We start from the raw sequence: 14691 nt of genomic DNA on the forward strand, positions 1-14691 counted from the left end.
AACTGAACCATGTCGGGAGCCTGACCCTGCCGCGATAAAAGAGCCATAGTCGTTTCCGCAATCAGCCCCGCTGTTGTTGCGCCGCAACAGTCAGGGCTTCGGCAGTTTCGACAATCGCTCCAGCGCGCGCGGCGCGATCCCGGCCAGTGCGTCGATCGGCTTCCATGCGGCGGCATGGACCTCCTCGATCTGGGCGACGAGCGGCAGGGTTGGGTCGGCCAGGAAGAGATATTGCAGGTCGTGATGGATATGGGCCGGCTCGCCGCGCGACGGCTTGCCGGGTACGTCGTGGCTGTCGATGGTGAAGGGCAGGTCGCCGCCCTGATGCCAGGGATGCAGGACAAGGTCCTGCACGCCGGTTTCCTCGATCGCCTCACGCGCGGCCGAGAGATGGAAGTGCTCGGCTTCCTCCCAATGGCCGCCGGGCTGGAGCCAGCGGCCGATCACGACATGGTCGATCAGCAGGACCTGCGCATGATCGGGCGAGAGCACGAAGGCGCTGGTGGTGAGATGACCTGGGAAAGTGTCGCGCCGGTCGAGCGCGTGGTCCTCAGTCATCTGCCAGCGCAGCAGGGCGAGATGCTCGTGCGGGCCGGCGACCTCGGCGCGATAGCGCTCGACGAGGCGGAACAGGTCGTTGCGGAAATCCATGAGGTCAGCGCGGTCCAAGCGGCAGGCGGTAGGATTCGAAATGGCCGTTCTTCGGGCCGTCATAGCCGACGAGGACCGCGAGGCCCTTGGCGTCTTGCCCCAGGACGGTCAGGGATTCGGCCTTGTCGCCGCCGCGGCCGGGCAGATCGCCCAGAGAGGTTGAGACATCGGGCCTGGCGGGGTCGATCAGCATCAGGGAATAGGGCAGAGCCTGTTCCTGTGCCGGGCCGAGCAGGGCGAGCAGGCGGCCGTCAGGCAGGGGCGCGAGGTCGCGGATGCCACGGTTGCTGCCGGCCGGCAATTCGAAGACGCGCGGTGCCTCCGTCGCCGGTGCATGGCCCGGCGCGAACAGGGCCTTGAGCGAGGCGCCGACGAGGAAGCCGCGATTGCCGAGCGAAGGCGCGCGCAGGCCGGCCCAGAGCGTGTCGCCGACGACCGCGATGCCTTCGATGTTCAGGCCGTTATCGTCCATCAGGCCCCGGCCGAAGAAGGGCGCGGCCGAGCCGGCGGCGCGCAGCATGTCGCTCAGGCGATAGGTGAGCTCGACCTTGCCTGCGGGCGAGCCTTCCGCATCGACCTTGATCCGGGCGAGGTGGAAGGAGGAGAGGCGGAACTCGCCCTTCTTGCGCGAGCAGCCATGCGAGCCTGCGACATAAAAGGCGCCGTCGGCATAGGCGACGGCCTCGCCGTCGAGCTCGGCGAAGCGCCCGGGCATCTTGCAGATGCCTTGCGGCGGCTGGCCGAACGTATCGGACGAGGCTTCGGTCCCGATGATGGGCAGGGTCGCATCCGGGGTGATGCGATTCTCGGCGATGCGGGCGAATTGCGCGAAGGAGCCTTCGTCATTGATCAGCAGGCAGCGCTGCGTTCCGTTCGCGGCGGGCATGCAAGCGAGGCCGCTGACATCGCGCGCCGGCTTGCCCGCCTTCTTCGCGGAGAAGTCGCCTAACGTCCTGAAGCGCTGCTCCGGTGCGAGCGTTGCAGCTTGAGCGATTGAGGCGCCCAGCAGGCTGGTTGCGACGAGGGTGGCGAAGAGGCGGTACCGCATCGGGCGAATCCGGAAGGAGGGGCGCGGATTGAGCCCGTCCGGCTGGTGGATGTCAAAGCGCGTGGCGCGCGATCCCTATGGAATCTTGATGGTATCGCCCCTTGCCTCGTCTCGAACGCCTATGGCGCCGCCCCTAGCTTGTCCGGGCGGCCCTTGGAGGCCGTTCGGGAAACAGGATGATGTTCAGTATCCCTCGCAAATCCTTCGGCGGCCCGCTCCAGTTCCTGGTCGGGCGCGACGCGGAAGGCCATTGGCTCGCCGTCGAGACGCATGGGCGTGGCGGCGGCATCTTCTGCGATCGCAGTGCCGCGCTCCGCTACGCCGTCTTCGAGACCGGACACCGGGCGCGCGCGGTCCGGGTGACCGCCAAGACGCTCTCGCTGCTCTGAGGCCATGCCATGAACCACTGGCTTCACGGCATGTTCACCGCGCTGGTCACGCCTTTCGACGAAGACGGGATCGACTATGGCGCGCTGGAACGCCTCATTCTCTGGCAGATCGCGCAGGGCGCCGACGGCATCGTGGTCGGCACCGCGACGGGAGAAAGCCCGACGCTGAGCGGCGCGGAGCGGGAGGCGCTTTGCGCCGCCGCCCGTCGCATCGCCGGCCGGCATTACCCGGTGATCGCCGCCGTCGGCAGCTATTCGACTGCCGGGACCGTCGCCGAGATCGCCGCTGCCGAGAAGGCCGGCGCCTCGGCCCTGCTGTTGCGCATGCCCTATTACAACCGGCCGACGCAGGCCGGGCTCGCGGCTCATGCGCTGGCGGCGGCGCAGGCGACCGGGCTCGAGATCATCCTCGACAACGACCCGGATCGCTGCGGCGTCGAGATCGCGCTGGAGACGCTGCAGATGCTGGAAGGGGCGCCGAACATCGTCGGCATCCTCGAGCGGCGGGGCGATCTGGTCCGCTGCGATCGGATCGCGCGCGCGCGCGACCGCCGTTTCATGCGCCTGACCGGCGCGGCCGAGACGATTCCTTCCTATCTGCTCGCGGGCGGCTGCGGGGCGATCACCAGCGTCGGCAATCTCGCGCCGCATTGGCTGGCGCGGCTGGACAGCGCGGCGCGCTCCGAATTCTACGGGCAGGCGCAGATCCTGCAGCGGCGGCTGGTTCCGCTGCTCGATTTGCTCGCGCGTGAGCCTGATCCGGTCCTGATCAAGCTCGCGCTGTCGATGCTGCATCCGGAGGTGGGCGCCGCCTGCCGCGCGCCGCTCGCGCCGCCGCGCCCGGAATGCGTGCCCCTGCTTTGCGACGCCATCGAGGATCTGCCGCATCCGCTTGTCGGCATGGCGACGAAGCCAACAGGCAACGGCGTGGCGGCAGCCCGCAGGCTTTGAATCCAGAGCGGGCGCGGCTGCGCCCGCCGCGAACCGGATGGAGGTTTTCATGACCGCAATCGGGACCTATCGCCGCCGCAGGGAAGCGATCTACCGATCCGTTCCCAGGACATCGGCCGGCGGCTGGAAGGCCGACCTGCTGCACCTGTTCGGGTCGGTCGTCCTGCTCGCCATTCTCATCGGCGCGCGGGTCTGGTGGCATCTGCACTGAACCGTGCAAATGAAAAGGGCGCCGCGATGCCGCGGCGCCCTTCCGAGCATCTATCCAACCTAGTTCAGTTCAGCTTGGCGTAGGCGGGAACGGTGAGGAAGTCCTCGAAGTTCGGCGCCAGCGAGAGCGTCTCGAACAGCGCGATCGCCTCGGGGAAGCGGCCCTTGGCATAGTTCTCCGCGCCGAGCTCTCCCTTCACGCGCTCCATCTCTTCCGGCAGGCAACGCTTGAACAGCGCCGCATCGGCCTTGATCCCGCCTTCGAGATCGACACCGTACTGGCAGAACTGCCAGATCTGGGCGCGGCTGATCTCGGCGGTCGCGGCATCCTCCATCATGTTGTAGATCGGCACCGCGCCGCGGCCGCGCAGCCAGGCCTCGATATACTGGACGCCGACGCGGATGTTCTCGCGGAAGCCTTCCTCGGTGCGCGTGCCCTGGTGGACCTCCAGCAGGTCCTTGGCGCCGATCGAGACATCGTCGCGCTTCTTGTCGAGCTGGTTGGCCTGCGGCATCAGCCGGTCGAACACCTCCATCGCGACCGGGACGAGGTCGGGATGCGCGACCCAGGTGCCGTCATGGCCGTCGCCGGCCTCGCGCTCCTTGTCGGCCTTGACCTTGGCGAAGGCCGCGGCATTGGCTTCCGGGTTGTTCTTGACCGGGATCTGCGCCGCCATGCCGCCCATCGCGAAGGCGCCGCGCTTGTGGCAGGTCTTGATCAGCAGCAGCGAATAGGCCCGCAGGAAGGCCTTGGACATCACGACCTGCGAGCGGTCCGGCAGGACATAGGCCTTGTTGCGGGCGAGCTTCTTGATAAAGGAGAAGATGTAGTCCCAGCGGCCGCAATTTAGGCCGGCCATGTGCTCGCGCAGTTCGTAGAGGATCTCGTCCATCTCGAAGGCGGCGGGCAGGGTCTCGATCAGGACGGTGGCCTTGATCGTGCCGGTCTTCAGGCCGAGCGCCGACTGGGCGGCGACGAAGACGTCGTTCCAGAGCCGGGCCTCGAGATGGCTCTCCAGCTTCGGCAGGTAGAAATACGGGCCCGAGCCGGCGGCCAGCGCCGCCTTGGCGTTATGGAAGACATAGAGGCCGAAATCGACCAGCGAGCCCGAGGCCTCCTCTCCGTCGATGATGATGTGCCGCTCCGGCAGATGCCAGCCGCGCGGGCGGATGATCAGGACGGCCGGCTTGTCCTTGAGCTTGTAGTCCTTGCCGTTCGTCGGATCGGTGAAGTCGATCCTGTTCGCCCAGCGGTCGCGGAGATTGATCTGGCCTTCGATCATATTGGCCCAGACCGGCGAGGAGGCATCCTCGAAATCGGCCATGAAGACCTTGGCGCCTGAGTTCAGCGCGTTGACGATCATCTTGCGGTCGACCGGGCCGGTGATCTCGACGCGGCGATCCAGCAGATCGGCCGGGATCGGCGCGACGCTCCAGTCGCCCTCGCGGATATGCTTGGTCTCGGCCAGGAAGTCGGGCGTCTCGCCGGCGTCGAAGCGCTTCTGCCGCTCGGCACGGAGCGCGAGCAGGCGCTTGCGCGTCTCGTTGAAGCGACGGTGCAGGTCGGCGACGAAGGCGAGCGCCTCGGTGGAAAGGATTTGGTCGAAGCCGGGCTGCAGGGCGCCCTTGACGACGACGCCGGCCGGCAGGGCGAGGGTGGGGGTGTCCGACATGGATGGTTCTCCGATCAGGTTGAGGCCATCATTCCGTGAAATCGTGCTTTGCAAAATCCGGAAAAAATGACGATCACTTGTTCCGTTTCGGAAATAGCATCCTTTCCGGGCAAGAAACCATAGATACACTTATTGGTTGTATTTCTGCTGCGGCAAACGCAGGATGACGTAACGGCAGAGAGTTTCCATTCAAAATGTGCAGATAGGCCCGACTTCCGCAAATCGGTTTTAGCAATTCGTAAGCTCCCACCGCCAACGCTTCCAGGGTCGAATGCGGCAATTCGGCCCTGGATGAGGCACATGATGACGTTCGGTTTCCTGCCTGAGATGATGCGGCGCTTCCGGCAGGATCAGCGCGGCAACTTCCTGATGATGTTCGGGCTCGCGCTTGTTCCGCTGATGGGCGTCGTCGGCGTCGCCGTCGATTACTCCCGCGCCAGCAATGCCCGCCAGGCACTCAGTTCGGCGATCGACTCCGCCGCGCTGATGGCGGCACGCGATGCCCAGAAGCTGACGGACGCGCAGGTGACTGCCCGCATCAACGCCTGGATCCGCGACAACCTGCCGGCCGATGTGAAAGACCAGTTCTCGGCCGCCACCGTGACGATCGACCGGACGGCGCGAACGATCAAGATCACTGCGAATGCCAATGTGCCGACGACCATTGCCCGCGTGCTCGGCAACGACCAGATTCCCGTCTCTTCCAACAGCCAGTCGACCTGGGGAACCAACAAGATCGAGCTCGCCCTCGTGCTCGACAATACCGGTTCGATGTCGTCATCGGGCAAGATGACGGCGTTGAAGCAGGCGTCCAAGGATCTGATCCAAATCATGAAGGATGCGTCGCTCGATGCCGACCAGATCAAGATTTCGATCGTGCCGTTCAACACCCAGGTCCGCATCGACCGCGGGCTCAAGGACGAGCAGTGGATCCGTTACGGCATGACGCGCGCAGTGACGATGAGCTGCGACAGGAATGGCGCAAATTGCACGACACCCGGCGGTGTGGCGGAACCGGATTCCACGCTCTCGGGCTGCAAGACCAACAACAAGGGCGTGAGGACCTGCAACGAGGCGCTGACCAAGGCGGTCTGGGCGCAGAGCCATGGCTGCATCGCCGACCGCGACCAGAACTACGACGTAACGGATGCAGGCTCCTATGCGGCCAGCGCGCAGCAATATCCCGCGACCTGGTGCGGCCAGACCTCGCTCGCGGAGGTCCTTCCGCTGACGTCCAACTGGGCGACGCTGAACGCCCGTGTCGACACGATGACGCCGGTCGGCAACACCAACGTCACGATCGGGGCGGTCTGGGGCTGGGCCACGCTGTCGCCGCCCGCTCCTTTCATGGAGGCCAAACCTTCCACGGAGCCGAATCTCAAGAGGTACATGATCCTGCTGACCGACGGCGACAATACCGAGAACCGCTTCACGACGAACGGCAACGATATCGATGCCCGGACAAGCCTAGCCTGCACCGGGGTCAAGAATGCCGGGATCAACCTCTACACGATCCGCGTCATCGACGGCGATGCGACCCTGCTGAAGAACTGCGCGACCCGGCCGGAGATGTATTACGACGTCAAGAACGCCTCGCAGCTCAGCCCGGTTTTCAAGGCGATCGCCAGCGAGATCAGTGCGGTGCGCCTGACCCTGTAAGCCCAGCCTCGCCTAGCGCGGTGAAGCGCGAAAGGAAGCGCGCCTGCGCCGCCTCGGTATCGAGGGGATCGAGCCAGGACAGAACTTCGGTCGGCAGCGCCTGCGGCCGGCCGAAGAATTTCAGGGCCTCCTCGCGTTCGAAGCCCGCGAGGCGCGTCGCCTCGAAGAAGGCGGCGATGGTATCGGCCTCCTTGATCTTCCGCTTCAGGATGGCTGGCGTCGCAGCCGGCAGGCCGAAGCGCAGATGGATCGCCGCCAACAGGCGCAATTCCACGCTCTTGTAAGCGTCGCCCATCACCACCTTGAACGGCGAGATCATGTCGCCGATCACGTATTCCGGCGCGTCGTGCAGCAGCGCCATCAGGCACCAGCCGCGGCTCCAGTCCGGATTGAGATGGGCGGCGACCGCCTCGACCAGCAGCGAATGCTGCGCGACCGAGAAGGAGTGGGCGCCGCGCGTCTGCCCGTTCCAGCGGGCGACGCGGGCAAGACCATGGGCGATGTCCTCGATCTCGATGTCGAGCGGCGAGGGGTCGAGCAGGTCGAGCCGGCGCCCTGAAAGCATGCGCTGCCAGGCGCGGGGCGGTTCGGGCTTGCGGGCCATCAGGCTGCGGGGCGCGAGTCGCGCGCCAGCGCGGCGCATTCGCTCCAGCGGAAGCAGCCGGTCAGGTGGTCGTTGACCAGCCCGCAGGCCTCCATGAAGGCATAGACGATGGTCGGGCCGCAGAAGGTGAAGCCGGCCTTCTTCAGCTCCTTCGAGATCGTCTCGGAAAGCTTGGTCTGGGTCGGGACCTCGCCCTGCGTCCGGTAGCTGTTCTGCAGCACGCGGCCGTCGAGATGCTTCCAGAGGAAATCGGCGAAGGGCTCGCGCTCGCTGATCCTGAGATAGGCCTGCGCGCTCTTGATCGTACCCTCGATCTTGCCGCGGTGGCGGATGATGCCGGGGTCGGCGAGCAGGCGCTGGACATCGGCTTCGGTGAAGCGGGCGACCACCTCCGGCTCGAAACCGGCGAAGCCGGCGCGGAAGGCGTCCCGCTTCCTCAGGATGGTGATCCAGGACAGGCCGGCCTGGAAGCCGTCGAGGATCAGCTTCTCCCAGAGCGCGCGGGAATCATATTCCGGCACGCCCCATTCGGTGTCGTGATAGGCGATGTAGAGCGGATCGGTGCCCGGCCAGCGGCAGCGGAACTTGCCGTCCGCGCCCTGGATCGCGATGCGTTCCTCACCGACGATGACGGCGTCGCTCATAGGGCTGCTCCTGCGGCGGCTCCGAAGCCTGTCTCGCCGGGGAAGGGGAAGCGGATGAAGCCGGGCTTCTCCGCGAGCTGGAAGGCCAGTCCGCCGCCGAGCGGGGCCGTGCCTGCGGCGAGCGCGTCGGCCAGCCGGTCGAGCCGCAGCATGGCAAGCGCTCGACCGTTGGCGCCAGAGCCGATGCTGCCGAGTGGCTTGCCGCCGGCGGTCGCCTCCGCGCCGGTTTCGGCCGCGATGCCCTCGTCGAAGACGACAGGCACGACGCGGGTGCGGGCCGTGCCGCGATGCTGCATGCGGGAGACGACCTCCTGCCCGATATAACAGCCCTTCTTGAAGGAGACGCCGCCGAGCTGGTCGAGCAGCGCCTCATGCGGGAAGGTGTCGCCATAGGCGAAGTCGCGTCCGCCCGCGGGGATGCCGAGCGCGATGCGGTGGGCGTGATAGGCGTCCGGCTCGGCCGTGACGAGGGATTCGACGCCATCGGCATCGGTGATGGCACGCTGGCCGAGCGCCGGCAGGCGCGGGTCGTCATAGACGAAGCCGGCATCCTCGGGCAGCGCAGCGCCATCGGCGGAGGCGATGACCGCGCTCTTCTCGGTCAGGTCTTCCAGCGCCACCTTGGCGCGCAGCTTGTAGAGCTTCAGGCGTTTCATCAGGTCGGCGGTCTGGAGCAGGGGAGAGTCGATGAGGAAGCCGCCGCCATCCTCCGGCGCCAGCGCGAGGATGAAGAAATCGCAGATCATCTTGCCTTGCGGCGTCAGCAGCGCGCCGTAGCCGGCCTGTCCGGGCACGACCGGATCGAGATCGTTGGTCACGAGATTCTGCAGGAAGTCGCGCGCATCGTCGCCGCTGACGCGGATGACGCCGCGATCGATCAATCGTGTGGCGGACATGAGGCCGTTCCAGTTCTGGTTTCGGGTCGAGGTCTCGACAGCCGAAAAGGAGACGCTGGCGCCACCCGAAAACTGTTTGGGCTTCCGGGACGACGCGTTGGCCGATAGGTAGGCTGCATCGGTCTTTCACTCAACCGCCGGAGACAGCCATGCCCCAGACCTATGACGTGATCCTCAAGGGCGGCACGGTGGTGAACCAGGATGGCCGCGTCGCGCGCGATGTCGGCGTCACCGGCGGCAAGATCATGGCGCTGGGCGACCTCTCGCAGGCTTCGGCCGGCGAGACCGTCGACTGCACCGGTCTGCATATCCTGCCGGGCGTGATCGACTCCCAGGTGCATTTCCGCGAGCCGGGGCTCGACCACAAGGAAGATCTGGAGAGCGGCTCGCGCTCGGCGGCGCTCGGCGGCGTGACCTGCGTCTTCGAGATGCCGAACACGATTCCGCAGACGACGACGCCGGAGGCTTTGGCCGACAAGATCAGGCGCGGGCGCCACCGCATGCATTGCGATTTCGCCTTCTGGGTCGGCGGCACGCATGAGAACGCCAACGACGTGCCGGAGCTGGAGCGGCTGCCGGGCGCCGCCGGCATCAAGGTGTTCATGGGCTCGTCGACCGGCGACCTGCTGGTCGAGGACGACAGGGGCGTCGCCGAGATCCTGAAGCGCACGCGCCGCCGCGCCGCCTTCCATTCCGAAGACGAGATGATGCTGCGCGAGCGCATGCCCCTGCGGGTCGAGGGCGATCCGTCGAGCCACCCGGTCTGGCGCTCGCCGGAGGTGGCGCTGACCTGCACCAAGCGGCTGGTACGGATCGCGCGCGAGACCGGCGCGCGCGTCCACATCCTGCATATCTCGACCGGCGAAGAGATGGTCTTCCTGAAAGACCACAAGGATGTCGCGACGGTCGAGGTGCTGCCGAACCATCTGACCTTGGTCGCCCCGGACTGCTACGAACGCCTCGGCACCTATGCCCAGATGAACCCGCCGATTCGCGACGACAGCCATCGCCAGCGCATCTGGTGGGGCGTCGAGCAGGGCATCGTCGACGTGCTCGGCTCCGACCACGCGCCGCATACCCATGAGGAGAAGCATCATCCCTATCCGGCGAGCCATTCCGGCATGCCGGGCGTGCAGACGCTGGTGCCGATCATGCTCGACCATGTGAATGCCGGCCGGCTGACGCTTGAGCGCTTCGTCGATCTCAGCAGTGCCGGTCCGCAGCGCATCTTCGGGCTGGAAGGCAAGGGCCGGATCGCGGTCGGCTACGATGCGGACTTCACCATCGTCGATCTCAAGCGCCGCGAGACGATCACCAAGGAGTGGAGTGCCTCCAAATGCGGCTGGACGCCCTATGACGGCGTCACCGTCACTGGCTGGCCGGTCGGCACCTTCGTGCGTGGGCTTAAGGTGATGTGGGAGGGCGAATTGACGACCCCCTCGCAGGGCGAGCCGGCCCGCTTCCTGGAGGCGCTGCCGCGCAGCGCCTGAACCGGATCGAAGCTGCCCGCGTTCGCTCCGGATGGAGCGCGTGGGCGGCTTCGCAAAAAAAAAATCAAAAAAGATTCCCAGTGTTGTCGATTCCGGTCGCGCCCGTTCGACGTGCAGTCAGAGAACGGGTTTCGGCGGCTTTCGCCGGAGCCGCCCGGTTCTCCCAAACCCAAGGAGAAAACCGATGCGTGTGATGGTTCTGGTCAAGGCAAGCAAGGACAGCGAAGCCGGCATCATGCCGAGCGAAGAGCTCCTCACCCGGATGGGGGCCTATAACGAGGAGCTGGTGAAGGCCGGCATCATGCTGGCGGGCGACGGCCTGCATCCGAGCGCGAAGGGTATCCGCATGCGCTTCTCGGGCAGCGAGCGCGCGATCACGGATGGCCCCTTCGCCGAAACGAAGGAGCTGCTCTGCGGCTTCTGGATCTGGCAGGTGAAGTCCTTCGACGAGGCGGTCGAGTGGCTGAAGCGCGCGCCCTTCGACGACGGCGCCGAGATCGAATTGCGCCGCATCTTCGAGATGGAGGATTTCGGCGAGGCGCTGACGCCTGAACTGCGCGAGCAGGAAGAGCGCATCCAGGCCGCCGCAGCGAAGCTTGTCGGCTGAACGACGTAAATCCCGAAATCCAATCCAGGCGCGAGCCGTGCTTCCGCCTTTCAAAGGAGAAAACCGATGCGTTTCATGGTGATGGTCAAGGCGACCCAGGACAGCGAAGCCGGCGCGCCGCCGACCCAGGAGCTGCTCGAGGCGATGATGGCCTACAATGAGGAGCTGGTGAAAGCCGGGATCATGAAGGGCGGTGACGGCCTCCACCCCAGCTCGAAGGGAGCGCGCGTCCAGTTCGACGGCACCAAGCGCGCCGTCGTCGATGGCCCCTTCGCCGAGACCAAGGAGCTGGTCGCCGGCTACTGGCTGTGGGAATGCGCCTCGCTCGACGAGGCGATCGCCTGGGTCAAGCGCTGCCCCAACCCGATGCCCGGCCCGTCCGAGATCGAGATCCGGCCGTTGTTCGAGCTGGCCGATTTCGGCGAGATCGTCACGCCGGAAACCGCGGCGCAGTGGGACCGCCTCAAGGCCGAGTCCGAAGGGCAGGGCTGAGCGACCAAGGCGCCGCTTGCCAGCCGATGGGCTGATGGTGTGTATCGCTTCCCATGTCGGGCAGCGATGCACACCGCACCATCGAGACGGTCTGGCGCATGGAGGCGCCCCGGCTGATCGCCGGGCTCGCGCGGCTGACCCGCGATGTCGGCCGGGCCGAGGAACTGGCGCAGGACGCATTGGTCGCGGCGCTGAAGCAATGGCCCGAAGAGGGCGTGCCCCGCAATCCGGCCGCCTGGCTGATGCAGGTCGCCAAGCACCGCGCGCTCGACACCGCCCGCCACGAGATCATGGCCCGGCGCAAGCAGGACGAGATCGGCCGCGATATCGACAGTGAAAGGCCGGCGATGCCGGATATCGACGAGGCGCTCGATGACGAGGTCGGCGACGACCTGCTGCGCCTGATCTTCACCGCCTGTCATCCCGTGCTGCCCAAGGAGGCGCGGATCGCGCTGACGCTCAGGCTCCTCGGAGGCCTCACGACCGACGAGATCGCGCGCGCCTTCCTGGTGCCGGAACCGACCATGGCGCAGCGCATCGTGCGCGCCAAGAAGACGCTGAGCGAAGCGAAGGTGCCCTATGAGGTGCCGGCCGGCGTCGAGCTCGGCGAGCGCCTCGCCTCTGTGCTGGAGGTCGTCTACCTCATCTTCAACGAGGGTTATTCGGCCACGGCCGGCGAGGACTGGGTCAGGCCGTCCTTGTGCGAGGAGGCGCTGCGGCTCGGGCGCATCCTCGCGGCGCGGGCGCCTGACGAGCCCGAGGTCCACGGCCTCGTCGCGCTGATGGAATTGCAGGCCTCGCGGCTGCGGGCGCGCGTCGGCGCCGATGGCGAGCCGATCCTGCTGCTCGACCAGAACCGCGCCCGCTGGGACCGCCTGCTGATCGGCCGCGGCCTTGCTGCATTGGAGCAGGCACAGCGGCTCGCCGGAGCGGCGCCCGGCCCCTATCTGCTGCAGGCGGCGCTGGCGGCCTGCCATGCCCGTGCCCGCACGGCCGAGGAGACCGACTGGAAGCGCATCGTCGCGCTCTACACCGTGCTTGGGCGGGTGACGCCGTCGCCGGTCGTGGAGCTCAACCGTGCGGTGGCGGTCAGCATGGCGGATGGGCCGGCGGCAGGGCTTGCCTTGGTCGAGGCTCTGGCCGGCGAACCGGCGCTCAAACGCTATCACCTGCTACCGGGCGTGCGCGGCGACCTGCTCGCCAAGCTCGGCCGCCACCGGGAGGCGGCAGACGCATTCGACAGCGCGGTCGCGCTGACGCAGAACGCGAGGGAGCGGGCTCTGATGCGGGACAGGGCGGCCAAGGAACGCGCTGCCGGTGCGTAATCCTCGCCTGTGCCGTGAGACTGTCGCATTCCGTTGCAACTCTGTTCATGCCGGCGTCTATAAGGGATGTCGCGTCCTGACGTGCCTAGAACGAGAGCCTACATGAGCGATTCCGTGAGTCCCCTGGCCGGCAAGCGGCTCGAGCCCGGCCAACTCGTCGACGTGGCGGCCCTCACCAAAGCCTATTACGAGCAACCCGATCCCGCGCAGCGTTCGCAACAGGTCGCCTTCGGCACCTCCGGCCATCGCGGCTCGGCGCTGCTGCGCTCGTTCAACGAGGCGCATATCCTCGCGATCGCGCAGGCGCTCTGCCTCTATCGCCGCGAGCAGGGCATCGACGGCCCGCTCTTCCTCGGCATCGACACGCATGCGCTCTCGCGCAACGCCTTGGAGACCGTGCTGGAGGTCTTCGCGGCCAATGGCGTCGCCACGATCATCGACGAGAAACTCGGCTTCACGCCGACCCCGGTGATCTCGCATGCGATCATCGCGCATAATCGCGGCCGCTCCGCCGGACTCGCCGATGGCGTCGTGATCTCGCCCTCGCATAATCCGCCGGCCGATGGCGGCCTGAAATACAACCCCCCGCATGGCGGGCCGGCCGATACCGACGCGACCGGCTGGATCGAGAAGCGGGCCAATGCCTTCCTCACCGAGAAGCTCGCAGGGGTTCTGCGCATCCCCTACGAGACCGCGCTGAAGAGCGAGCATGTCCACCGGCACGACTACATCACCGGCTATGTCTCGGACCTCGCCAGCGTCGTGGACATGGAGGCGATCCGGCAGGCCGGCGTCGTGATCGGGATCGACCCGCTCGGCGGCGCCGGGCTCGACTACTACCAGCCGATCATCGATCGCTACGGCCTGAACGCGACGATCGTCAGCAAGGAGGTCGATCCCACCTTCGGCTTCATGACCGCGGACTGGGACGGCAAGATCCGGATGGACTGCTCCTCGCCTTATGCGATGGCGAGCCTGATCGGCATGCGCGACCGCTTCGACGTCGCCTTCGCCAACGATACCGATGCCGACCGGCACGGCATCGTGACGCGCAGCAGCGGGCTGATGAACCCGAACCACTATCTCGCGGCGGCGAGCGCCTACCTCTTCGCCAACCGGCCGGGCTGGCGCGCGGATGCCGCGATCGGCAAGACGGCGGTGTCGAGCGCGATCATCGACCGGGCGGCGGCCAAGCTCGGCCGGAAGCTCGTCGAGGTGCCGGTCGGGTTCAAGTGGTTCGTCGACGGGCTGATCTCGGGCAGCTTCGGCTTCGCCGGCGAGGAGAGCGCGGGCGCCTCCTTCCTGCGCATGGATGGCTCTGCCTGGACGACCGACAAGGACGGCATCATCCTCGGCCTGCTCGCCGCCGAGATCACCGCGAAGACCGGCAGCGACCCCGGCGTGCTCTACGGCAAGCTGACGGCGGAGCTCGGCGAGCCCCGCTATGCGCGCGTCGATGCGCCGGCGAGCGCGAGCCAGAAGGCTGTTCTCAAGAACCTGTCGGCCGAGCAGATCGCGACGAAGGAGCTCGCCGGTCAGCCGATCACCGCGATCCTGAGCCATGCCCCAGGCAACGGCGCGCCGATCGGCGGCGTCAAGGTCACGGCGGCGGATGGCTGGTTCGCGGCGCGCCCGTCGGGCACCGAGGAGGTCTACAAGATCTACGCCGAGAGCTTCCGGGACGAGGCGCATCTGGCCGCGATCCAGGAGGATGCGCGGCAGATCGTCGGAAAAGCCTTCGCGGCGGCCGGGGCAGCCTGAGGCGCGCCGTCATGGCGTGGTGATTTCGGTCGGCCTCAGGCTGTCCGCAAGGGCGCTCTGCGGTGCCGGGCTGCCTGCGCCGCAGGCATCCGACCTTGCGGGCAAGCGACTCATGCGAGCCGCTTCGGCTTCCCGAGCCGGCCGCTCACCCCGCGGGCCGATCAAGTGCGCGCTTCAACCGTCGATGGACGGAGCCCGTTCGACCAGTTCGAGAAAGACCGCAGCACAGGCCAACCAGACGATCATCGACCAGATTATCATCGCCCCTCCCAGGATTATGCGTTTTTTCCA

Annotated in this window: 15 protein-coding genes; 9 read left to right on the forward strand and 6 right to left on the reverse strand. The window is 66.8% G+C overall.

The features are described from left to right. Nucleotides 1-90: 90 nt before the first annotated feature. Together AC07NY_RS05855 and AC07NY_RS05860 are read right to left on the reverse strand one after the other, a co-directional pair. The gene (locus AC07NY_RS05855; RefSeq protein WP_494582451.1) at nucleotides 91-651 is read right to left on the reverse strand and encodes an NUDIX hydrolase; all 561 of its coding nucleotides are present in this window, start codon (nucleotides 649-651) and stop codon (nucleotides 91-93) included. Nucleotides 652-655: 4 nt separating this feature from the next. Continuing rightward, complete coding sequence (locus AC07NY_RS05860) at nucleotides 656-1699, reverse strand: DUF3616 domain-containing protein (protein ID WP_494582453.1); 1044 nt, start codon at nucleotides 1697-1699, stop codon at nucleotides 656-658. Between the two features lie 179 nt (nucleotides 1700-1878). Here AC07NY_RS05860 and AC07NY_RS05865 point away from each other — a divergent pair, with 179 nt between their 5' ends. From AC07NY_RS05865 to AC07NY_RS05875, 3 genes are read left to right on the forward strand one after another with little or no spacing between them, the layout of a single operon-like run. Next, nucleotides 1879-2088 carry a hypothetical protein gene (locus AC07NY_RS05865; RefSeq protein ID WP_257731202.1) on the forward strand — a complete coding sequence of 70 codons (210 nt, stop codon included), beginning with the start codon at nucleotides 1879-1881 and terminating at the stop codon, nucleotides 2086-2088. Between the two features lie 9 nt (nucleotides 2089-2097). Then, complete coding sequence (locus AC07NY_RS05870; RefSeq protein ID WP_492284970.1) at nucleotides 2098-3039, forward strand: dihydrodipicolinate synthase family protein; 942 nt, start codon at nucleotides 2098-2100, stop codon at nucleotides 3037-3039. Nucleotides 3040-3088: 49 nt separating this feature from the next. After that, entirely contained in the window at nucleotides 3089-3250 is a 162-nt protein-coding gene (locus AC07NY_RS05875; RefSeq protein WP_377840414.1) for a hypothetical protein, read from the forward strand. Nucleotides 3251-3314: 64 nt separating this feature from the next. Here the strand turns inward: AC07NY_RS05875 and aceB are convergent, their stop codons facing one another. Then, entirely contained in the window at nucleotides 3315-4922 is a 1608-nt protein-coding gene (aceB, locus tag AC07NY_RS05880) for a malate synthase A (protein ID WP_494582456.1), read from the reverse strand. 300 nt (nucleotides 4923-5222) lie between these two features. Between aceB and AC07NY_RS05885 the strand changes: the two genes are divergently transcribed. Continuing rightward, nucleotides 5223-6581, forward strand: coding sequence for a TadE/TadG family type IV pilus assembly protein (locus tag AC07NY_RS05885; protein WP_494582458.1), 1359 nt, complete (start codon nucleotides 5223-5225; stop codon nucleotides 6579-6581). On the opposite strand, the gene AC07NY_RS05890 is transcribed toward AC07NY_RS05885, so the two are convergent. Genes AC07NY_RS05890 through ygfZ form a run of 3 tightly spaced genes read right to left on the reverse strand, consistent with a single transcriptional unit; the run spans nucleotide 6556 to nucleotide 8725 of the window. Next, nucleotides 6556-7185 carry a YfbR-like 5'-deoxynucleotidase gene (locus AC07NY_RS05890; protein ID WP_492286075.1) on the reverse strand — a complete coding sequence of 210 codons (630 nt, stop codon included), beginning with the start codon at nucleotides 7183-7185 and terminating at the stop codon, nucleotides 6556-6558. The two genes, AC07NY_RS05885 and AC07NY_RS05890, sit on opposite strands and share 26 nt — an antisense overlap. Continuing rightward, complete coding sequence (locus AC07NY_RS05895) at nucleotides 7185-7829, reverse strand: DNA-3-methyladenine glycosylase I (protein ID WP_494582460.1); 645 nt, start codon at nucleotides 7827-7829, stop codon at nucleotides 7185-7187. The genes AC07NY_RS05890 and AC07NY_RS05895 overlap by 1 nt, the downstream gene beginning before the upstream one ends. Continuing rightward, nucleotides 7826-8725, reverse strand: coding sequence for a CAF17-like 4Fe-4S cluster assembly/insertion protein YgfZ (ygfZ, locus tag AC07NY_RS05900; protein WP_494582462.1), 900 nt, complete (start codon nucleotides 8723-8725; stop codon nucleotides 7826-7828). Before ygfZ ends, AC07NY_RS05895 begins: the two co-directional genes overlap by 4 nt. A gap of 149 nt (nucleotides 8726-8874) precedes the next feature. Between ygfZ and AC07NY_RS05905 the strand changes: the two genes are divergently transcribed. The 5 genes from AC07NY_RS05905 (at nucleotide 8875) to pgm (ending at nucleotide 14400) form a co-directional block, all read left to right on the forward strand. After that, a complete protein-coding gene (locus AC07NY_RS05905; RefSeq protein WP_492284965.1) occupies nucleotides 8875-10215 on the forward strand; it encodes a dihydroorotase in 1341 nt (446 codons plus the stop codon). 184 nt (nucleotides 10216-10399) lie between these two features. After that, nucleotides 10400-10822 carry a YciI family protein gene (locus AC07NY_RS05910; protein WP_492284964.1) on the forward strand — a complete coding sequence of 141 codons (423 nt, stop codon included), beginning with the start codon at nucleotides 10400-10402 and terminating at the stop codon, nucleotides 10820-10822. 66 nt (nucleotides 10823-10888) lie between these two features. Next, nucleotides 10889-11314 carry a YciI family protein gene (locus AC07NY_RS05915; protein WP_492284963.1) on the forward strand — a complete coding sequence of 142 codons (426 nt, stop codon included), beginning with the start codon at nucleotides 10889-10891 and terminating at the stop codon, nucleotides 11312-11314. A gap of 53 nt (nucleotides 11315-11367) precedes the next feature. Next, nucleotides 11368-12639: an RNA polymerase sigma factor gene (locus tag AC07NY_RS05920; protein WP_494582465.1), complete on the forward strand. Its 1272-nt coding sequence runs from the start codon at nucleotides 11368-11370 to the stop codon at nucleotides 12637-12639. 102 nt (nucleotides 12640-12741) lie between these two features. Continuing rightward, nucleotides 12742-14400, forward strand: coding sequence for a phosphoglucomutase (alpha-D-glucose-1,6-bisphosphate-dependent) (gene pgm, locus AC07NY_RS05925; protein WP_494582467.1), 1659 nt, complete (start codon nucleotides 12742-12744; stop codon nucleotides 14398-14400). Nucleotides 14401-14691: the final 291 nt, after the last annotated feature.

It is taken from the genome of Allobosea sp. GW821-FHT09G06 (assembly GCF_059416005.1).